General features: G+C 63.9%; 14 protein-coding genes and 2 tRNA genes. 9 read left to right on the top strand and 7 right to left on the bottom strand.

Features of this window, described 5'->3' with window-relative positions:
• Positions 1–28: 28 nt before the first annotated feature.
• The 5 genes from ilvC to AC5RU3_RS04030 form a co-directional block, all read right to left on the bottom strand.
• Positions 29–1054, bottom strand: a complete 1026-nt coding sequence (ilvC, locus tag AC5RU3_RS04050; protein WP_309071801.1) for a ketol-acid reductoisomerase — start codon at positions 1052–1054, stop codon at positions 29–31.
• An 88-nt stretch (positions 1055–1142) separates the two neighbouring features.
• Positions 1143–1655, bottom strand: coding sequence for an acetolactate synthase small subunit (gene ilvN, locus AC5RU3_RS04045; RefSeq protein WP_309071800.1), 513 nt, complete (start codon positions 1653–1655; stop codon positions 1143–1145).
• A 2-nt stretch (positions 1656–1657) separates the two neighbouring features.
• The gene (locus tag AC5RU3_RS04040; protein ID WP_309071799.1) at positions 1658–3553 is read right to left on the bottom strand and encodes an acetolactate synthase large subunit; all 1896 of its coding nucleotides are present in this window, start codon (positions 3551–3553) and stop codon (positions 1658–1660) included.
• 345 nt (positions 3554–3898) lie between these two features.
• Entirely contained in the window at positions 3899–5614 is a 1716-nt protein-coding gene (ilvD, locus tag AC5RU3_RS04035) for a dihydroxy-acid dehydratase (RefSeq protein WP_309071798.1), read from the bottom strand.
• Between the two features lie 86 nt (positions 5615–5700).
• Positions 5701–5826, bottom strand: coding sequence for a hypothetical protein (locus AC5RU3_RS04030; RefSeq protein WP_493964905.1), 126 nt, complete (start codon positions 5824–5826; stop codon positions 5701–5703).
• A 33-nt stretch (positions 5827–5859) separates the two neighbouring features.
• Between AC5RU3_RS04030 and AC5RU3_RS04025 the strand changes: the two genes are divergently transcribed.
• Positions 5860–6336, top strand: coding sequence for a hypothetical protein (locus AC5RU3_RS04025; RefSeq protein ID WP_458115224.1), 477 nt, complete (start codon positions 5860–5862; stop codon positions 6334–6336).
• A 33-nt stretch (positions 6337–6369) separates the two neighbouring features.
• Here AC5RU3_RS04025 and AC5RU3_RS04020 read toward each other — a convergent pair whose 3' ends face one another.
• Complete coding sequence (locus AC5RU3_RS04020) at positions 6370–7320, bottom strand: 2-hydroxyacid dehydrogenase (RefSeq protein ID WP_309071796.1); 951 nt, start codon at positions 7318–7320, stop codon at positions 6370–6372.
• Between the two features lie 60 nt (positions 7321–7380).
• Between AC5RU3_RS04020 and AC5RU3_RS04015 the strand changes: the two genes are divergently transcribed.
• The 3 genes from AC5RU3_RS04015 to AC5RU3_RS04005 all read left to right on the top strand — a co-directional run bounded on the left by AC5RU3_RS04015 (position 7381) and on the right by AC5RU3_RS04005 (position 8926).
• Positions 7381–7638, top strand: coding sequence for a hypothetical protein (locus tag AC5RU3_RS04015; protein WP_493964904.1), 258 nt, complete (start codon positions 7381–7383; stop codon positions 7636–7638).
• 42 nt (positions 7639–7680) lie between these two features.
• A complete protein-coding gene (locus AC5RU3_RS04010) occupies positions 7681–8763 on the top strand; it encodes a PQQ-dependent sugar dehydrogenase (protein ID WP_493964903.1) in 1083 nt (360 codons plus the stop codon).
• 90 nt (positions 8764–8853) lie between these two features.
• Positions 8854–8926: transfer RNA gene (locus AC5RU3_RS04005), tRNA-Lys, on the top strand.
• Positions 8927–9106: 180 nt separating this feature from the next.
• Here AC5RU3_RS04005 and AC5RU3_RS04000 read toward each other — a convergent pair.
• Complete coding sequence (locus AC5RU3_RS04000; RefSeq protein ID WP_309071586.1) at positions 9107–9604, bottom strand: MarR family winged helix-turn-helix transcriptional regulator; 498 nt, start codon at positions 9602–9604, stop codon at positions 9107–9109.
• 149 nt (positions 9605–9753) lie between these two features.
• Between AC5RU3_RS04000 and bcp the strand changes: the two genes are divergently transcribed.
• The 5 genes from bcp to AC5RU3_RS03975 all read left to right on the top strand — a co-directional run bounded on the left by bcp (position 9754) and on the right by AC5RU3_RS03975 (position 14908).
• Positions 9754–10224 (top strand): thioredoxin-dependent thiol peroxidase, encoded by a 471-nt coding sequence (gene bcp / locus AC5RU3_RS03995; RefSeq protein WP_309071585.1) that lies wholly within the window; start codon positions 9754–9756, stop codon positions 10222–10224.
• 91 nt (positions 10225–10315) lie between these two features.
• A tRNA-Leu gene (locus AC5RU3_RS03990) sits at positions 10316–10397 on the top strand.
• 229 nt (positions 10398–10626) lie between these two features.
• On the top strand, positions 10627–11325 hold the full coding sequence (locus AC5RU3_RS03985) for a fasciclin domain-containing protein (protein WP_309071584.1): 699 nt from the start codon (positions 10627–10629) through the stop codon (positions 11323–11325).
• A gap of 221 nt (positions 11326–11546) precedes the next feature.
• Positions 11547–13283: an ABC transporter substrate-binding protein gene (locus AC5RU3_RS03980; RefSeq protein WP_309071583.1), complete on the top strand. Its 1737-nt coding sequence runs from the start codon at positions 11547–11549 to the stop codon at positions 13281–13283.
• Positions 13284–13411: 128 nt separating this feature from the next.
• Positions 13412–14908 carry a malate:quinone oxidoreductase gene (locus AC5RU3_RS03975; RefSeq protein WP_309071582.1) on the top strand — a complete coding sequence of 499 codons (1497 nt, stop codon included), beginning with the start codon at positions 13412–13414 and terminating at the stop codon, positions 14906–14908.
• The last annotated feature ends 40 nt before the right edge of the window (positions 14909–14948 follow it).

Below are 14948 nucleotides of genomic sequence, written 5' to 3'. Positions count from 1 at the left end.
CCGGCCGTCACCTGCAATCCTGCATGGATCAGCGGGCGACTGAACCTTCGGTGTAGTCGTCGTTGGTCTTGATCCAGGAGAAGAGCTTGCGCAGCTCACGGCCGGTTGCCTCGATCGGGTGATCCTCACCCTGCTTGCGCAGCTTGGCGAACTCAGGAGCACCGGCGTCCTGGTCGTCGATGAACCGCTTGGCGAAGGCGCCGTTCTGGATGTCCGCGAGGACCTCCTTCATGTTCTCCTTCACCGACGGATCGATGACGCGGGGACCGGAGACGTAGTCGCCGTACTCTGCAGTGTCGGAGACGCTCCAGCGCTGCTTGGCAATGCCGCCCTCCACCATCAGATCGACGATGAGCTTCAGCTCGTGCAGTACCTCGAAGTACGCGACCTCAGGCTTGTAACCTGCCTCGGTCAGCGTCTCGAAACCGTACTGGATGAGCTGGGATGCACCACCGCACAGAACAGCCTGCTCACCAAAGAGGTCCGTTTCGGTCTCTTCGGTGAAAGTGGTCTCGATGACGCCCGCACGGGTGCCGCCGATCGCCTTGGCGTAGGACAGCGCCAGTTCACGGGCCTTGCCCGAAGGGTTCTGCTCCACAGCAATGAGGTCGGGGACGCCGCGGCCGGCTTCAAACTCACGGCGCACAATGTGGCCGGGGCCCTTGGGCGCCACGAGGGCGACGTCAACGTCGGCCGGAGGCTGGATGTAGCCGTAGCGGATGTTGAATCCGTGGCCGAAGAAGAGGGCATCGCCGGCCTGCAGATTGGGAGCAATGTCGTCTGCGTAGACGTGGCGCTGAACCTGGTCCGGGGTAAGCACCATGATGAGGTCAGCCTCTGCGACGGCATCGGCAACGTTGAGAACGCGGAGGCCCTCAGCTTCAGCCTTGGCGCGGGACTTCGAGCCCTCCTTCAGACCGACGCGGACGTCGACGCCGGAGTCGCGGAGGCTCAGCGCGTGAGCGTGGCCCTGGCTGCCGTACCCGATAACAGCCACGGTGCGGCCCTGGATGATCGAAAGGTCTGCATCGTCGTCGTAAAACAACTCGGTCACTTGTATTTCTCCTGTGATGTGATTCTGCTGCCCACCGATCGTGGGCAAGCGGGGATTCGGGTACTTGAAAGCTGGTGAGGCGCGTCCGCTAGGCGCTTCTCAGCGCCCTGTCGCTCATGGACTTGGCGCCGCGGCTGATCGCCAGCGTCCCGGACTGCACTATTTCGCGGATGCCGAACGGCTCCAGCACCGAGAGCAGTGCGGAGAGCTTTTCGGCGGTGCCGGTGGCTTCGATGATCAACGAGTCGGTGGACACGTCAACCACTGAAGCACGGAACAGATCTGCTGCCTGGGTTACCTGCAGCCGTGTTGCGGCATCCGCACGGACCTTGACCAGGATGTGGTCGCGTTGCACGGAAGATTCGGGAACCAACTCAACAATCTTGATGACGTTGATGAGCTTGTTCAGCTGTTTGGTGACCTGCTCCAGCAGGTCACCCTCGGCTTCGACCACCACGGTGATCCGGGACATCCCGGCCACCTCCGTGGGGCCGACAGCCAGGGAGTTGATATTGAAGGCGCGCCGCGCGAAAAGGCTGGCAACGCGAGTGAGGACGCCGGGAACGTCCTCGACCAGAACGGAAAGGGTATGACGGGCCATTGTTAGTCCTCCTGCTCCCAGTCCGGGGTCAAGTTACGGGCGATCTGGATGAGGTCGTTGCTGACACCCGCGGGCACCATGGGCCAGACCATGGAGTCACGGCTGACAACAAAGTCGACGACGACGGGGCGGTCGTTGATCTCGAGCGCCTGCTGGATGGTGGCGTCGATATCCTCATCCCGCTCGCAGCGGAGCCCGGCGCAGCCGTAGGCATCGGCGAGCTTCACAAAGTCAGGCACGCGGACGGTGTTGTGGCCGGTGTTCAGGTCAGTGTTCGAGTAGCGGCCCTCGTAGAAGAGGGTCTGCCACTGACGCACCATGCCCAGAGACGAGTTGTTGATGACCGCGACCTTGATCGGGATGTTGTTGATGACGCAGGTCGCGAGTTCCTGGTTGGTCATCTGGAAACAACCGTCACCGTCGATCGCCCACACCACGCGGTCCGGGTTGCCCACTTTCGCTCCCATGGCCGCGGGTACTGCGTAGCCCATGGTGCCCAGACCGCCCGAGTTCAGCCAGGCGTGAGGACGCTCGTACTTGATGAACTGGGCTGCCCACATCTGGTGCTGCCCGACGCCGGCTGCGTAGACAGCTTCGGGTCCGGTCAGCTCGCCGATGCGCTGGATCACGTGCTGCGGAGCGGAGAGACCGTCCTCGGGCTGCGTGAACCCGATCGGATAGCTGTCCCGCAGGCGGTTCAACACGGTCCACCAGGCGCTGAAATCCGGTGCGCCGGCGGAGGCGAACTGCTCGCGCAGGGCGGCCGTGAACTCCGGAATGATCTCCTTGACCGAGCCGACGATCGGCACGTCGGCCGTCCGGTTCTTGGAGATTTCGGCCGGATCGATGTCTGCATGGATGACCTTGGCTCCGGGCGCGAAGCTCGCGAGTACACCGGTTACGCGGTCATCGAAGCGCGCGCCGAGCGTGATCAGCAGGTCGGACTGCTGCAGCGCCGTCACCGCGGATACCGAGCCGTGCATGCCGGGCATCCCGACGTGCTGCGGGTGGGAGTCCGGAAAAACTCCGCGGGCCATGAGGGTGGTGACCACCGGTGCACCGAGGAGCTCCGCAAGTTCCAGCAGTTCCGCAGCGGCGTGTGCCTTGATGACGCCGCCGCCCACGTAGAACACAGGACGTTCCGAAGCCATGATGAGGCGCGCGGCCTCACGGACCTGCTTGGAGTGTCCGCGGACAACGGTGCGGTAACCGGGGATATCCACCTTCGGCGGCCACGAGAAAGTCATTGGCCCGACTTGCGCATCCTTGGCGATGTCCACCAGCACGGGCCCGGGACGGCCGGTGCTCGCAATGTGGAATGCCTCGGCCAGGACCCTGGGGATGTCCTGTGCCTTCGTCACCAGGTAGGAATGCTTTGTGATCGGCATGGTAATGCCGACGATGTCCGCTTCCTGGAACGCATCGGATCCGATCACGGCGCTGGATACCTGGCCGGTGATGGCAACCATGGGCACGGAGTCCATGTGTGCATCGGCGATTGCGGTGACCAGGTTGGTGGCGCCGGGACCGGAGGTGGCAATGCATACGCCCGGCCGGCCGGTGACCATTGCATACCCCTGAGCCGCGTGCCCGGCACCCTGCTCATGGCGAACGAGGATATGGCGCAGCTTGCTGGAGGCCATCAGCGGGTCGTAGGTCGGAAGGATCGCACCGCCCGGAAGGCCGAAGATGTCATCCACGCCGAGTTCTTCGAGGGCGCGTACGATCGCCTGGGACCCGGACATCTGAGTGGGCGGCACCACCCGGTTGGGCCCCAGGACGGGACTGACCTGAGCGGTGCCCGTTGCTGCGTCCCTACCCGGTTGCTGGACGGGGGCCGCCGGAGCGGGCTGTTTGGCTGCCATCAGCGCTGGGCTGATGGGCGATCCCTTGGACATCCTTGAACTTCCTTTGTATCCAGCACAGCGTGATCGCTGCGCAAATGTGCTGCGCTTCGTGTTCGGTGGGAACAAAAAAACCCCTCAGCCTGGTGGGCTCTGCGAGGGGTTTGCGCGTGACGTAGGAGTACCAGTCGGGGCTTTAGGCCACGCGCCTGGTAACTAGGACTACGGATACGTGCTGCATACCTGTAGTTTTCACTCCCCCGCCGACAGTGTCAACAGAGCCTCCCGGTGTCTCACCATGTGGACACCCGTTCCAGTTATTGGACACTAACCGATGGTGACGACGGCGGCACGCAGCCGCCGTCGTCATCCTCCTGCAAAGCAATAACCGGCGCCGAACTAACCGCAGTACGCGCCCTCGGATGCCGAGTGCACCAGCTTCGAGTACTTCGCAAGCACTCCCCGGGTGTAACGCGCGGGCAGCGGCTCCCAGCCGACCTTCCGGTTCTCGAGTTCCTCCGGTTCGACCAGCAGGTCGAAGGTCCTGTTGGGGATGTCCACCCGGATCCTGTCACCGTCCTTGACGAAGGCAATCGGGCCGCCGTCGACAGCCTCCGGCGCCACGTGCCCGATGCACAGCCCGGTGGTGCCGCCGGAGAACCTGCCGTCGGTCAGCAAGAGCACGTCCTTGCCGAGGCCTGCACCCTTGATGGCGCCGGTGATGGCAAGCATCTCCCGCATCCCCGGTCCACCCTTGGGCCCCTCGTAGCGGATAACGACGACGTCGCCCGCTTTGACGGTGCCTGCTGCCAGTGCCTGGAGCGCGCCCTGCTCCCGCTCGAAGACACGCGCGGTGCCTTCGAAGACGTCCGCATCGAAGCCGGCACTCTTCACGACCGCACCTTCCGGAGCCATGGAGCCGTGGAGGATGGTGATGCCGCCCGTCTTGTGGATCGGGTTATCCATTGCGCGCAGGATCTTGCCGTCAAGGTCCGGCGGATTGATGGACTCGAGGTTCTCGGCGAGGGTCTTGCCGGTCACGGTGAGCACATCACCGTGCAGGAGGCCTGCGTCCAGGAGCGCACGCATGATGACGGGCACACCGCCGATCTTGTCGACATCGGTCATGACGTACCGACCGAAGGGCTTCAGGTCCCCGAGGTGGGGGATCCGGTCGCCGATGCGGTTGAAGTCATCGAGCGTGAGGTCCACCTCCGCCTCCCGGGCGATGGCCAGCAGGTGAAGCACCGCGTTGGTGGAGCCACCGAACGCCATGGTGACCGCGATGGCGTTCTCGAATGCCTCCTTGGTCATGATGTCGCGGGCCGTGATGCCGCGGCGCAGCAGGTTGACCACGGCCTCGCCGGACTTCCGGGCGAATTCGTCGCGGCGGCGATCGGCCGACGGCGGTGCGGCGGAACCTGGGAGGGACATGCCGAGAGCCTCGCCGATGCAGGCCATGGTGTTCGCGGTGTACATGCCGCCGCAAGCTCCCTCGCCCGGGCAGATGGCACGTTCAATACGGTCCAGATCGCCCTTGGACATCTTTCCGGCGGCACAGGCACCCACCGCTTCAAAGGCGTCAATCAGGGTGACTTCCTTCTCCGTGCCGTCCTCCAGCTTCACCCAGCCGGGCATGATCGAACCTGCGTAGAGGAAAACACTCGAGAGGTTGAGGCGGGCGGCAGCCATGAGCATGCCGGGCAGCGACTTGTCGCAGCCTGCGAGCAGGACAGAGCCGTCGATCCGTTCCGCTTCCATCACAGTCTCGACGGAGTCGGCGATGACCTCCCGCGAGACGAGGGAAAAGTGCATTCCTTCGTGGCCCATGGAGATACCGTCGGAGACCGAGATGGTGCCGAACTGCATGGGGAAGCCCCCGGCAGCGTGCACGCCCTCCTTCGCCCCCTGCGCCAACCGGTTCAGCGAAAGGTTGCAGGGCGTAATCTCGTTCCAGGAGCTCGCTACGCCGATCTGCGGTTTGGCGAAGTCATCATCGCCCATTCCCACGGCGCGCAACATGCCGCGGGCAGGTGCGCGTTCCATACCGTCGGTGACCGCACGGCTTCTTGGCTTGATGTCTGGTGTTACCTTCGCTTCGCTTTCCACGCTCATGCATCAAAGTCTAGGCCCGGCCCGGCACCGGCTCGCGCGTGTGACCCACCTGTTACAAGTGCCCGCGCGCGTGTTACGCACCACAATCAGCGTTCGGCAACGTCGAACATCCGCACTTCAGGAAGCGAACCGGACGCTACTGGGTTCTTCGGGTAGGGTGGTCGCGCGGACTTCATGCGGCCGCCGTCGGCTGCCGCATTCTGACCAGCCATCCCGCCGGCACTTTCCCTACCCAGGCTTCCCACATGACCCCCCAGCTGCCGCACGATCTCCACGACGAGTCCGGAAGCGACGCCCTGAAGACCATACTGCGGGGAATTTTCGATTCCCAGATCCCGAACTATGGCGATTACAACCTGGTCTTCGCCGCGAATGAGCGGCGCGAGGGCAGGGATGCGCACGGTGCGCGCATCAATCGGCCCAGATACTACGTCATCGGTTACCGCTGGCAACCCGCCGAGCTCATGGTGGCGCCCGTCAACGGCCAGACCCTCACGGGCGGAGGCGTTCCGGTGGAACTGAACATGACCAACCTGTCCCATGCGATCCGGTTGACGGACGGGGATTACGAGGTAGGTACGAACACCGGAAGAACGTTCCGTTTCGGCGTTACCGCGGAAGCGGCCCTCAGGACCTCTTCCGACAGGCAGTTCCGGCTTGAGCAGGCAGACGACTGCGCTGATTTCGAACTGTTCATGCAGGCATTCATCGGGATGGCGTAGCGCTCAGACGTCTCCCGAACCGGGACCGCGGCTTCAGCCCCAAGGGCCTCGAACCACGAGGTTCGCGGGCTCCTGCCCCGCAGCCAGTGCTTCGAGCTGCCGCCGCAGCAGCCGAACGATCCGCGGCCAGAATGCGCCCGTATTTCCGCCGTTATGGGGGGTGATGATCGCGTTCTCGGCGCTCCACAGCGGGTGCCCTGCGGGAATCGGCTCGGGATCGAATACGTCGACCGCGGCGCGGAGCCTTCCGCTGACGACTTCTGCCGTCAGGGCCTCCGAATCCACCACGGGGCCCCGTGCCACATTCACTACGAGTGCGCCGTCCGGCAACGCGGCCAGGACCTCGCGCCCCACCAGGCCGCGCGTCGAGTCAGACAGCGGTGTGATAACGATCAGCACGTCGTGACGGGCGGCCAGTTCAACAAGTTCGTCGCTGCCGTGGACCTGTCCCCGTTCATCAGAACGTGCAGTGCTGCCCACCCTTGTGAGCTCGACCTCGAACGGGTCGAGGCGCTTGGCGATCTCCTCTCCGATCCCGCCGACTCCGAGCAGCAGGACGCTGCGGTCAGCCAGCCCCGGATAACGAGCCGGCTTCCACTGGCCCTCCCGCTGGTTGCGCACCGCCACATCGATGCCGCGAAGCGATGCGATGGCCAGTCCAACGGCCATCTCCGCCGTAGCCGCTGCGTGGACTCCAGCGGCGCTGCACACCGCGACGCCGTCCCCGGCCATCTCCGCCACGCCCTCGTACCCGGTGGACTGCGTCTGGACCAACTTGAGCGCCGGAGCGGACTGCAGCTGGTCACTAAGATCTCCCCGCTGCATATAGGGCAGTATCGCGACGTCGATGTCTTCCAGATCCGCACCCACCGGCGCATCCTTGAAGTCCCACACGACAAGGTCCAGACCGCCGGGCGCCGGCTGCAGTGCGTCCAGAAGATCGCGGTCGGGCACGGAAACAGTACGAATGGCAGGAGGTGTCATGGAATCAGCCTAAACGCGCCGGTATGGACAGCGGTTTTCGGTGGTCGTAACGTTCTAGTCATGCGGGCCGCGCGGCAGGACAAGCGGGACGACCGGCTGGACCCGGCACTCTGGGCCCTGCTTCTTCTCGCTGTGGCACTAACGGTTCTCCGGCATCTGAGCCGCTCCGGAACCGATTCCGCGCCCCGATCCACCTCAGGCGCGCTCACGTCTGCGGATGCTCCATCACCGGTGCCTGCTCATACCGCCGGTCGCGCGGATGAGTGGAGCATGACCTCCGGGGAGACGGTCGTTCCCACCCCGCACCGGAAGTACTGACCAATGCACCGCCCGGTCGTATCCCGCCGACACTGCACAGGTATGGCCGTAGTAGCCGTTCTTCTCACCGGATTAACTGCATGCGACGGCGGAGCCGAGCCCGCTCCGATCGTGCAGCAGTCCGGGCCTCCCCCGTCCGCTTCACAAGCGCCCGTCCCCGAACCGGATCCGCCACCGGCCGAACCGACGGTCACGGGCAACGTCGCGAGCGGGCTCGCACTTCCGTGGGGAATGGCGCTCCTGCCGGACGGGAGCCTGCTCGTCACAGAGCGGGACAGCGCGGAAGTGAAACGCATCCGGGACGGCAGGGTCGAGGTAGTCGGGGTCGTTGAGGACGCCATCGCCGCAGGTGGCGAGGGCGGCCTTCTGGGAATCGCTGTCGCTCCCGGCTCTGCCGAGGAGCAGCGGGTGTTCCTTTACTACACCAGCGCAGCCGATAACCGAGTAGTGAGCATGGCCTATGAGGAGGAGGGTGGTCTCAGCGGCCTTGAGGAGGTGCTGACCGGGATCCCCAAGGCGAACATCCATAACGGGGGTCGAATCAAGTTCGGGCCCGACGGTTACCTGTATATCGGCACAGGCGACGCCGCCGAGGCCGGAAACGCACAGGACCAGGCAAGCTTGGGTGGGAAAATTCTCCGGGTGACCGCCCAGGGGGAGCCCGCGCCCGGCAATCCCTTCGGCACTGCCGTGTACTCGCTCGGTCACCGCAACGTGCAGGGGCTCGCCTGGGACTCCGAGGATCGGCTGTGGGCGAGCGAGTTCGGACCCGATCGCGATGACGAACTGAATCTCATCGTGCCCGGCGGCAACTATGGGTGGCCGACCGTCACAGGAGCGCCCGGCAACAACAACTTCATTGACGCCCAGGTGGTCTGGCCGTCCACAGCGACGTCCTCCCCCAGCGGTCTGGCCATTGTCGGGGACATTGCCTACGTCGGGGGGCTGCGGGGCGAACGGCTATGGAAGGTTCCGTTGTCCGACGGTTTCGCCGAGGAACCGGTCAGCTTCTTTGACAGCGCCTATGGACGGCTGCGGGACACCATCGCCGGTCCAGACGACGGGTTGCTGATCGCCACCAATGAGGGCAACGGATCCCGGATTCTGCAGGTCGAGATGCAGTAGCTCACATTCAGTGCCGCGATTTAAACATTTCGCCAAAGTGCTGGTAGAGTTTAGTGCTGTTGCGGAGGGCGGTTGAACCGAATTTCGCAGGCACCTCTAGCTCAACTGGCAGAGCAATTGACTCTTAATCAATGGGTTCCGGGTTCGAGTCCCGGGGGGTGCACAGGGAAAGAATCCTCTCGTCGGACATGGTCCGACGGGAGGATTCTTTGTTGTCCGGCGATGTTCCCTACCGCCCTGCCCCACCGCCGGAAATGAAAGAGGCGGCCGGATCAACCTGCCGCCTCCAGGAGATGAGCGTGCACGGGGTGCGGACTGTCACGTCCCCCGTCGGCGCGACGAATCAGACGCCGGAACCGGTGGTGGATCCTGTTACGACCACCTCTGGTACACCTGCACCGGGTGCAGCAGTCTCCCAGCTCCAGCGCGGTGCGCCGAGATCCCGGATAACTCCCTGAAGATGGGATCGGAGTTCGTTCGACACAAGTCCTTCGCCGGCGATAAGCGTGCGCTCGACGTCCTGCGCTTCGGCCAGGGCACGGCGGCCGGCTGGTGTGATCGAGACCGCGTGGCTGCGACGATCAACCTCGCTGCGAACCCGCGCGATGTGTCCGCGTGATTCCAGACGTGACAAGGTTTTGCCCATGGTCTGGGCCTGCACACGCACCATCTGGGCGAGGTTGGCCTGAGTCATGGCACCCTGCGACTCCAATACGCCGAGGGCTATCACACCGGCGTGCGTGACGCCGATGGAAACCAGACGCTCATTCCATGCATGCTCCACCAACCGAGCGGCCGTCGTCAGTAGTCGACCTGTAGGCCATTGCTCGAGATCCGGCATCAGCTGAAAACTTCCTTCCGCCCCACGCCGCCCTGTGCGGTTCTCTTGGGGGACCTTCAAATCCACCCACATATGATAGCGGGGGCTTGGCCGCAAATCCGGAGAGCCACACGGCTGATGCACAATTGAGACCGAAGAGAGAGACTCACATGGCAGAACGACTTCAGACCGGGGACCGCGCTCCCGACTTCACGCTCACATCGGCGGACGGTTCCACCGTATCGCTAGGCGACTTCGCCGGCGAGAACGTCGTTGTCTATTTCTACCCTGCAGCGGCTACACCCGGGTGCACGACGCAGGCCTGCGATTTCCGCGACAGTCTCGCATCGCTCGCTTCCGCAGGTTACAGGGTGATCGGCATTTCACCGGACGGGGAAACCAAACTGCGCTCCTTCAGCGAGAAAGAGGAGCTCACCTTTCCCCTACTGTCAGATCCCGACCATGCCGTGGCGGAAGCCTGGGGAGCCTGGGGCGAGAAGAAGAATTACGGGAAGACCTACGAGGGCCTCATCCGGTCAACGGTCGTCGTCGACGGATCCGGTCAGGTCGCGCTGGCCCAGTACAACGTCAGGGCCACCGGTCATGTCGCCAAACTGCGGCGTGACCTCGGAATCAGCTGACTTCGGCTACGGCCGTAACCGGAGGACTGAACGACGTTCGACCTGAGTACAATGGATCGTGCGTTGGACGGCTTCGGCCGGCCGGCAGCCCGCGCGAGTGGCGAAATTGGCAGACGCGCTGGATTTAGGTTCCAGTGTCTTCGGACGTGGGGGTTCGAGTCCCCCCTTGCGCACAGCGAAATGCTCGTCCGGCTCACCCCGGGGCGATCAGCCCTCCACCACTGGTGGAGGGCTGATCCATTTAACGACCGGCCCAGAGGCTGTCCGGAAGTTTCTGTATCGACCACCCATCCACTCTCATCCCTCACCCGAACTAGACGTGAGACATCGACACGATGTTCGTCCGGTATTTCGGACCGTCGGGTTTGCCGAACGGGTCGGTATGAATTAAGGAGAAATGTAATGGGACTTCTGAAGAGCAGGAACCTCTCCGTACTCGGTGTCGCGGCTGTGGCCATGTTCGGCCTGGCAGCATGCGGCGGCGGCGAAGGAACCGCCAGCAGCGATACGGAAACGACGGAGTCGACAACAACCGAGTCAACTGCCGAGGCAACGGAGGAGATGACAAGCGAGGCCTCCGACGAGGCGATGGACCCCGCAGCCAACCTCGTTGGACCTGGCTGTGAAGGATACGCCGAGCAGGTGCCCGAGGGCGACGGTTCGGTTGCAGGAATGGCTCAGGACCCGGTCGCCACCGCAGCTTCCAACAACCCCCTGCTGACCCAGCTGACGGCTGCTGTATCGGGCGAGCTCAATCCTGATGTTGACCTGGTTGACACTCTGAACGGCGGCGAGTTCACAGTGTTTGCACCGGTTGACGAGGCCTTCGAGGCACTTGATGCGGCTACGGTCGAGTCGTTGCAGACGGACGCGGATCTGCTGCAGGGCATCCTGACCTACCACGTTGTCGAGGGCCAGCTCGCTCCCGATGAGGTTGCAGGCACCCACACCACAGTCAACGGCGCCGAGCTGATGGTTGAGGGTGAAGGCGATGCAATCACCGTCGGCGAAGAGGGCGCAGCGGTCATCTGCGGTGGCGTTCAGACCGCCAATGCCACTGTCTATCTCATCGATGCCATCCTGATGCCGCCGGCTGAGTAGCCAGCGCTGTGCGCAGATGGGGAGCAATCCCCTCATGACTCCCTGATCCGACTCCTCTAATCAGGTTCAGGGACCGAAGGCGGGTATCTGCATTCCGGTGCGGATACCCGCCTTTTCCTTGGCCGCCGGCCACTTGGTTCTCAGGCTGCGGCCAGCCCTGTGACCTACACTGGAAACTCCGTCCGCAGTCACTGCCTACTGCACCCGCGCCCGAGGAGACCATGCCAGCGAGCCCCATGCACCGCCGTCGTAATGTGCCGGCGTCCCTGCTGCGTCCGCTTGCTGCGGCAACGGTGCTCGGCCTGACTGCGTGCACCGCTGCTACCCCGGCGCCCACACCGACGACGACGGCGGCGGCCACGTCGGCAGCCCCGGTCCCCGTGGAAGACACCACCACCGGCACGTTCACTTTCGGTACCGCTGCGAACCCTGCGGGCCTTGACCCGGCACTCGTCGCCGACACCGAGTCCTACCGCATCACGCGCCAGATGCTGGAGGGTTTGGTCGGAATTGATCCCCTCACGTCGGAACCGGCACCCCTGCTGGCCACATCGTGGGAGGAACGCGACGAAGGCCGCGCCTATGCGTTTGAGCTGCGGGAGGACGTCGTCTTTCACGACGGCGAGCCATTCAACGCGGAGGCTGTCTGCGCGAACTTCGAGCGCTGGTACACGATGCCGCCGGAAACGCGGGAACTCGACGCATCGATCGCTTTCAAGTCCGTGTTCAAGGCCTTCTCCGACGCTCCCGAGGAGTCACTCTATGACTCCTGCCGGCCGCTCGGGGAACACCGGGTGCTCATCCAGCTGACCGGGCGGCTGACATCCTTCATTCCGGCCCTCGCGCTGCCGGCGTTCGGAATAGCCTCGCCCAAGGCCCTCGAGGAGCTCAATGCCAACCAGCTGACCGTGGAACAGGACGGCAGGCGGCTCTCCCAATTTGCCCTCAGCCCCGTGGGCACGGGACCGTTCACCTTCGAGGCGTGGTCGGAGGGCGAGGTGACCCTCAGCGCTTTCGAGGAGTACTGGGGCACCCCGGGCGAGATACAGACGGTGACTTTCCGCACCCTCCCCCACACCGACGCGAGGCTGCGGGCCCTGCTCCGGGGGGAGATCGACGGATACGACCTCGTCACGGTCGATAACGCAGCGGAACTCGCCCGTCAGGGACAGCAGATTCTTCAGCGCGACCCCTACTCGGTCCTCTACCTCGGTATGAACCAGGATTTCCCCGGCGTCGACGACGTACTGTTCAGGCAGGCAGTCGCCCATGCTGTGGACAAGCAGGCCCTGATCGAGGGCCGCTTCCTCAACGGCACAAGTCCCGCGAACCAGTTCACTCCGCCCAAACTCGGCGTCACCAACGATGAGCTGACCGAATACGACTACAACCCGGAACGAGCGAAGGAACTGCTCGCGGAGGCAGGCTACGACGGCGAGCCCCTCCCCTTCCACTACCCCCGCAACGTCTCGCGCCCCTACCTTTCCTCCCCGGAGAAGGTCTATGCCGAGTTGAGCCGGCAGCTCACCGCAGCCGGCTTCAATATCCAGCCCGTGCCCACCGAGTGGTCCGAAGGCTATATCGAGACTGTCCAGAATGACGACGCACGCGCCTTCCACCTGCTCGGGTGGAGCGGAAGCTATCAGGATCCGGACACATTCGTCGGCGAGCTCTTCAGCGATTACAGCGAGGAGTTCGCGTTCCGCGACAGCCAGCTGTTCAGCAAGATCGCCCGCGCTGTCACGCTGCCGAACGGAGAGGACCGGACGGCCGCGTACCGGGACATCAACGAGAGCATCGCCGTCGATATCCCGGCCGTCCCTCTGGCCTTTCCTATCTCGGCCGCGGTGGTCTCCCCCAAAGTGCTCAGTTATCCGGTGAGCCCCGTGATGCACGAGGTGTTCAACATGATCGACCTCGCCGAAGTCGAGCAGCCGACGCCCGAAGCGCGGGACTGAGCAGCGTGAATGTCAGGGCGCGTGAACTGGGACAAGGATCACGCCCCGGGAGGCCTTTCCAATTTAGGGAACCCCTCTCCCAGAGGCTACGCTTCTAGGGCTAGCGCCCTTGCTATTGGAGACCCATCGTGACTGCTGACAGCCAGGCGGGAAAGCCCGCGAACCACACTGACGTCGTTCTTATTGGCGGCGGAATCATGAGCGCAACCCTTGGTGCGTTCCTCAAGCAGCTGCAGCCCGACTGGAGCATCAGCCTCTTTGAGAGGCTGGACCGTGCAGGGCTGGAAAGCTCCGACCCTTGGAACAACGCCGGAACCGGCCATGCAGCTCTCTGCGAACTGAATTACTCCCCCGCGGCGAGGGACGGCTCAGTGGATCCGGCCAAGGCCATCGCCATCAACGAGCAGTTCCAGATCTCCCGGCAGTTCTGGGCGCACATGGTCTCGAACGGCCACCTGGGTGACCCCGGCAGCTTCATCAACGCCGTTCCGCACATGAGCTTTGTGTGGGGCGAAGGCAATGTGGAGTACCTCCGCCGCCGGTATGAAGCCCTCCGCGCACAGCCGCTCTTCAAGTCCATCGAGTTCGCCACGGACCACTCCGCCATCGCCGAGTGGGCGCCGCTGCTCGTGAAGGACCGCAGCCCGTCGCAGCAGGTTGCTGCTTCCCGGGTCGCCGGCGGAACCGATGTCGATTTCGGCGCGCTTACCCGCAGTCTCACGAGTTACCTTGGCGAGAACGACGTCGACCTCCGCTACGGACACGACGTCACCAACCTCTCCAAGACCTCTCAGAACCGCTGGGACGTGACGGTGCGCAACCGCGCGACCGGCCAGTCCTCCACCGTCAACACGCGCTTCGTGTTCATCGGAGCCGGCGGTGGCGCGCTGCACCTGCTGCAGAAAAGCGGTATTCCGGAGGGACGCGGCTTCGCAGGATTCCCCGTTTCGGGACAGTTCCTTCGCTGCACCAATCCGGACACCGTCAACCAGCACAACGCGAAGGTGTACGGGCAGGCATCGGTCGGAGCTCCGCCCATGTCGGTCCCGCACCTGGACACCCGGTATGTCAACGGTGAGCGTTCCCTGTTGTTCGGCCCCTATGCAGGCTTCTCCACCAAGTTCCTGAAGCGCGGATCGCTGCTGGACCTGCCTTCGTCCATCCGCCCGTCCAACCTCGTGCCGATGCTCGCTGTCGGCAAGGACAATATCCCGCTGACCAAGTACCTCATCAGCGAGGTCCTCAAAAAGCGTGAAGCGAAGAACGAGTACCTCAACGAGTTCGTCCCTTCTGCTGACGGTAACCGGTGGGAACTGATTACCGCCGGGCAGCGTGTACAGGTCATCAAGAAGGCGCCCGGCAAGGGCGGCGTCCTGCAGTTCGGCACCGAGGTCATCACCTCGGCAGACGGTACTGTCGGCGCCCTCCTGGGTGCTTCCCCTGGCGCATCAACGGCGGCACCGATCATGATCGAGCTGATCCGCCGATGCTTCCCCGGTCAGCTTGCTGCCTGGGAGCCCAAATTGAAGGAAATGATCCCTGGCTACGGCACGAAACTCAACGAGAATGAGTCTCTGGCTGATGACATCCTGTCAATGACCGACGAGGTCCTGGGACTCAAGTAGACAGCGGCGCCGCCAGGACTGGTTGCCCGCAGAAGGCAGA

It is taken from the genome of Arthrobacter sp. MDB1-55 (assembly GCF_059092925.1).
The sequence above is the reverse complement of the archived record's forward strand: the minus strand, read 5'-3'. Positions and strand labels throughout refer to the sequence as shown.

Bases quoted from the DNA above. Each gene is read 5' to 3' on its own strand.
- ilvN (WP_309071800.1), bottom strand. From the start codon at position 1,655: ATGGCCCGTCATACCCTTTCCGTTCTGGTCGAGGACGTTCCCGGCGTC.
- AC5RU3_RS04040 (WP_309071799.1), bottom strand. From the start codon at position 3,553: ATGTCCAAGGGATCGCCCATCAGCCCAGCGCTGATGGCAGCCAAACAG.
- ilvD (WP_309071798.1), bottom strand. From the start codon at position 5,614: ATGAGCGTGGAAAGCGAAGCGAAGGTAACACCAGACATCAAGCCAAGA.
- AC5RU3_RS04030 (WP_493964905.1), bottom strand. From the start codon at position 5,826: ATGGCTGGTCAGAATGCGGCAGCCGACGGCGGCCGCATGAAGTCCGCG.
- AC5RU3_RS04025 (WP_458115224.1), top strand. From the start codon at position 5,860: ATGACCCCCCAGCTGCCGCACGATCTCCACGACGAGTCCGGAAGCGAC.
- AC5RU3_RS04020 (WP_309071796.1), bottom strand. From the start codon at position 7,320: ATGACACCTCCTGCCATTCGTACTGTTTCCGTGCCCGACCGCGATCTT.
- AC5RU3_RS04015 (WP_493964904.1), top strand. From the start codon at position 7,381: ATGCGGGCCGCGCGGCAGGACAAGCGGGACGACCGGCTGGACCCGGCA.
- AC5RU3_RS04010 (WP_493964903.1), top strand. From the start codon at position 7,681: ATGGCCGTAGTAGCCGTTCTTCTCACCGGATTAACTGCATGCGACGGC.
- AC5RU3_RS04000 (WP_309071586.1), bottom strand. From the start codon at position 9,604: ATGCCGGATCTCGAGCAATGGCCTACAGGTCGACTACTGACGACGGCC.
- bcp (WP_309071585.1), top strand. From the start codon at position 9,754: ATGGCAGAACGACTTCAGACCGGGGACCGCGCTCCCGACTTCACGCTC.
- AC5RU3_RS03985 (WP_309071584.1), top strand. From the start codon at position 10,627: ATGGGACTTCTGAAGAGCAGGAACCTCTCCGTACTCGGTGTCGCGGCT.
- AC5RU3_RS03980 (WP_309071583.1), top strand. From the start codon at position 11,547: ATGCCAGCGAGCCCCATGCACCGCCGTCGTAATGTGCCGGCGTCCCTG.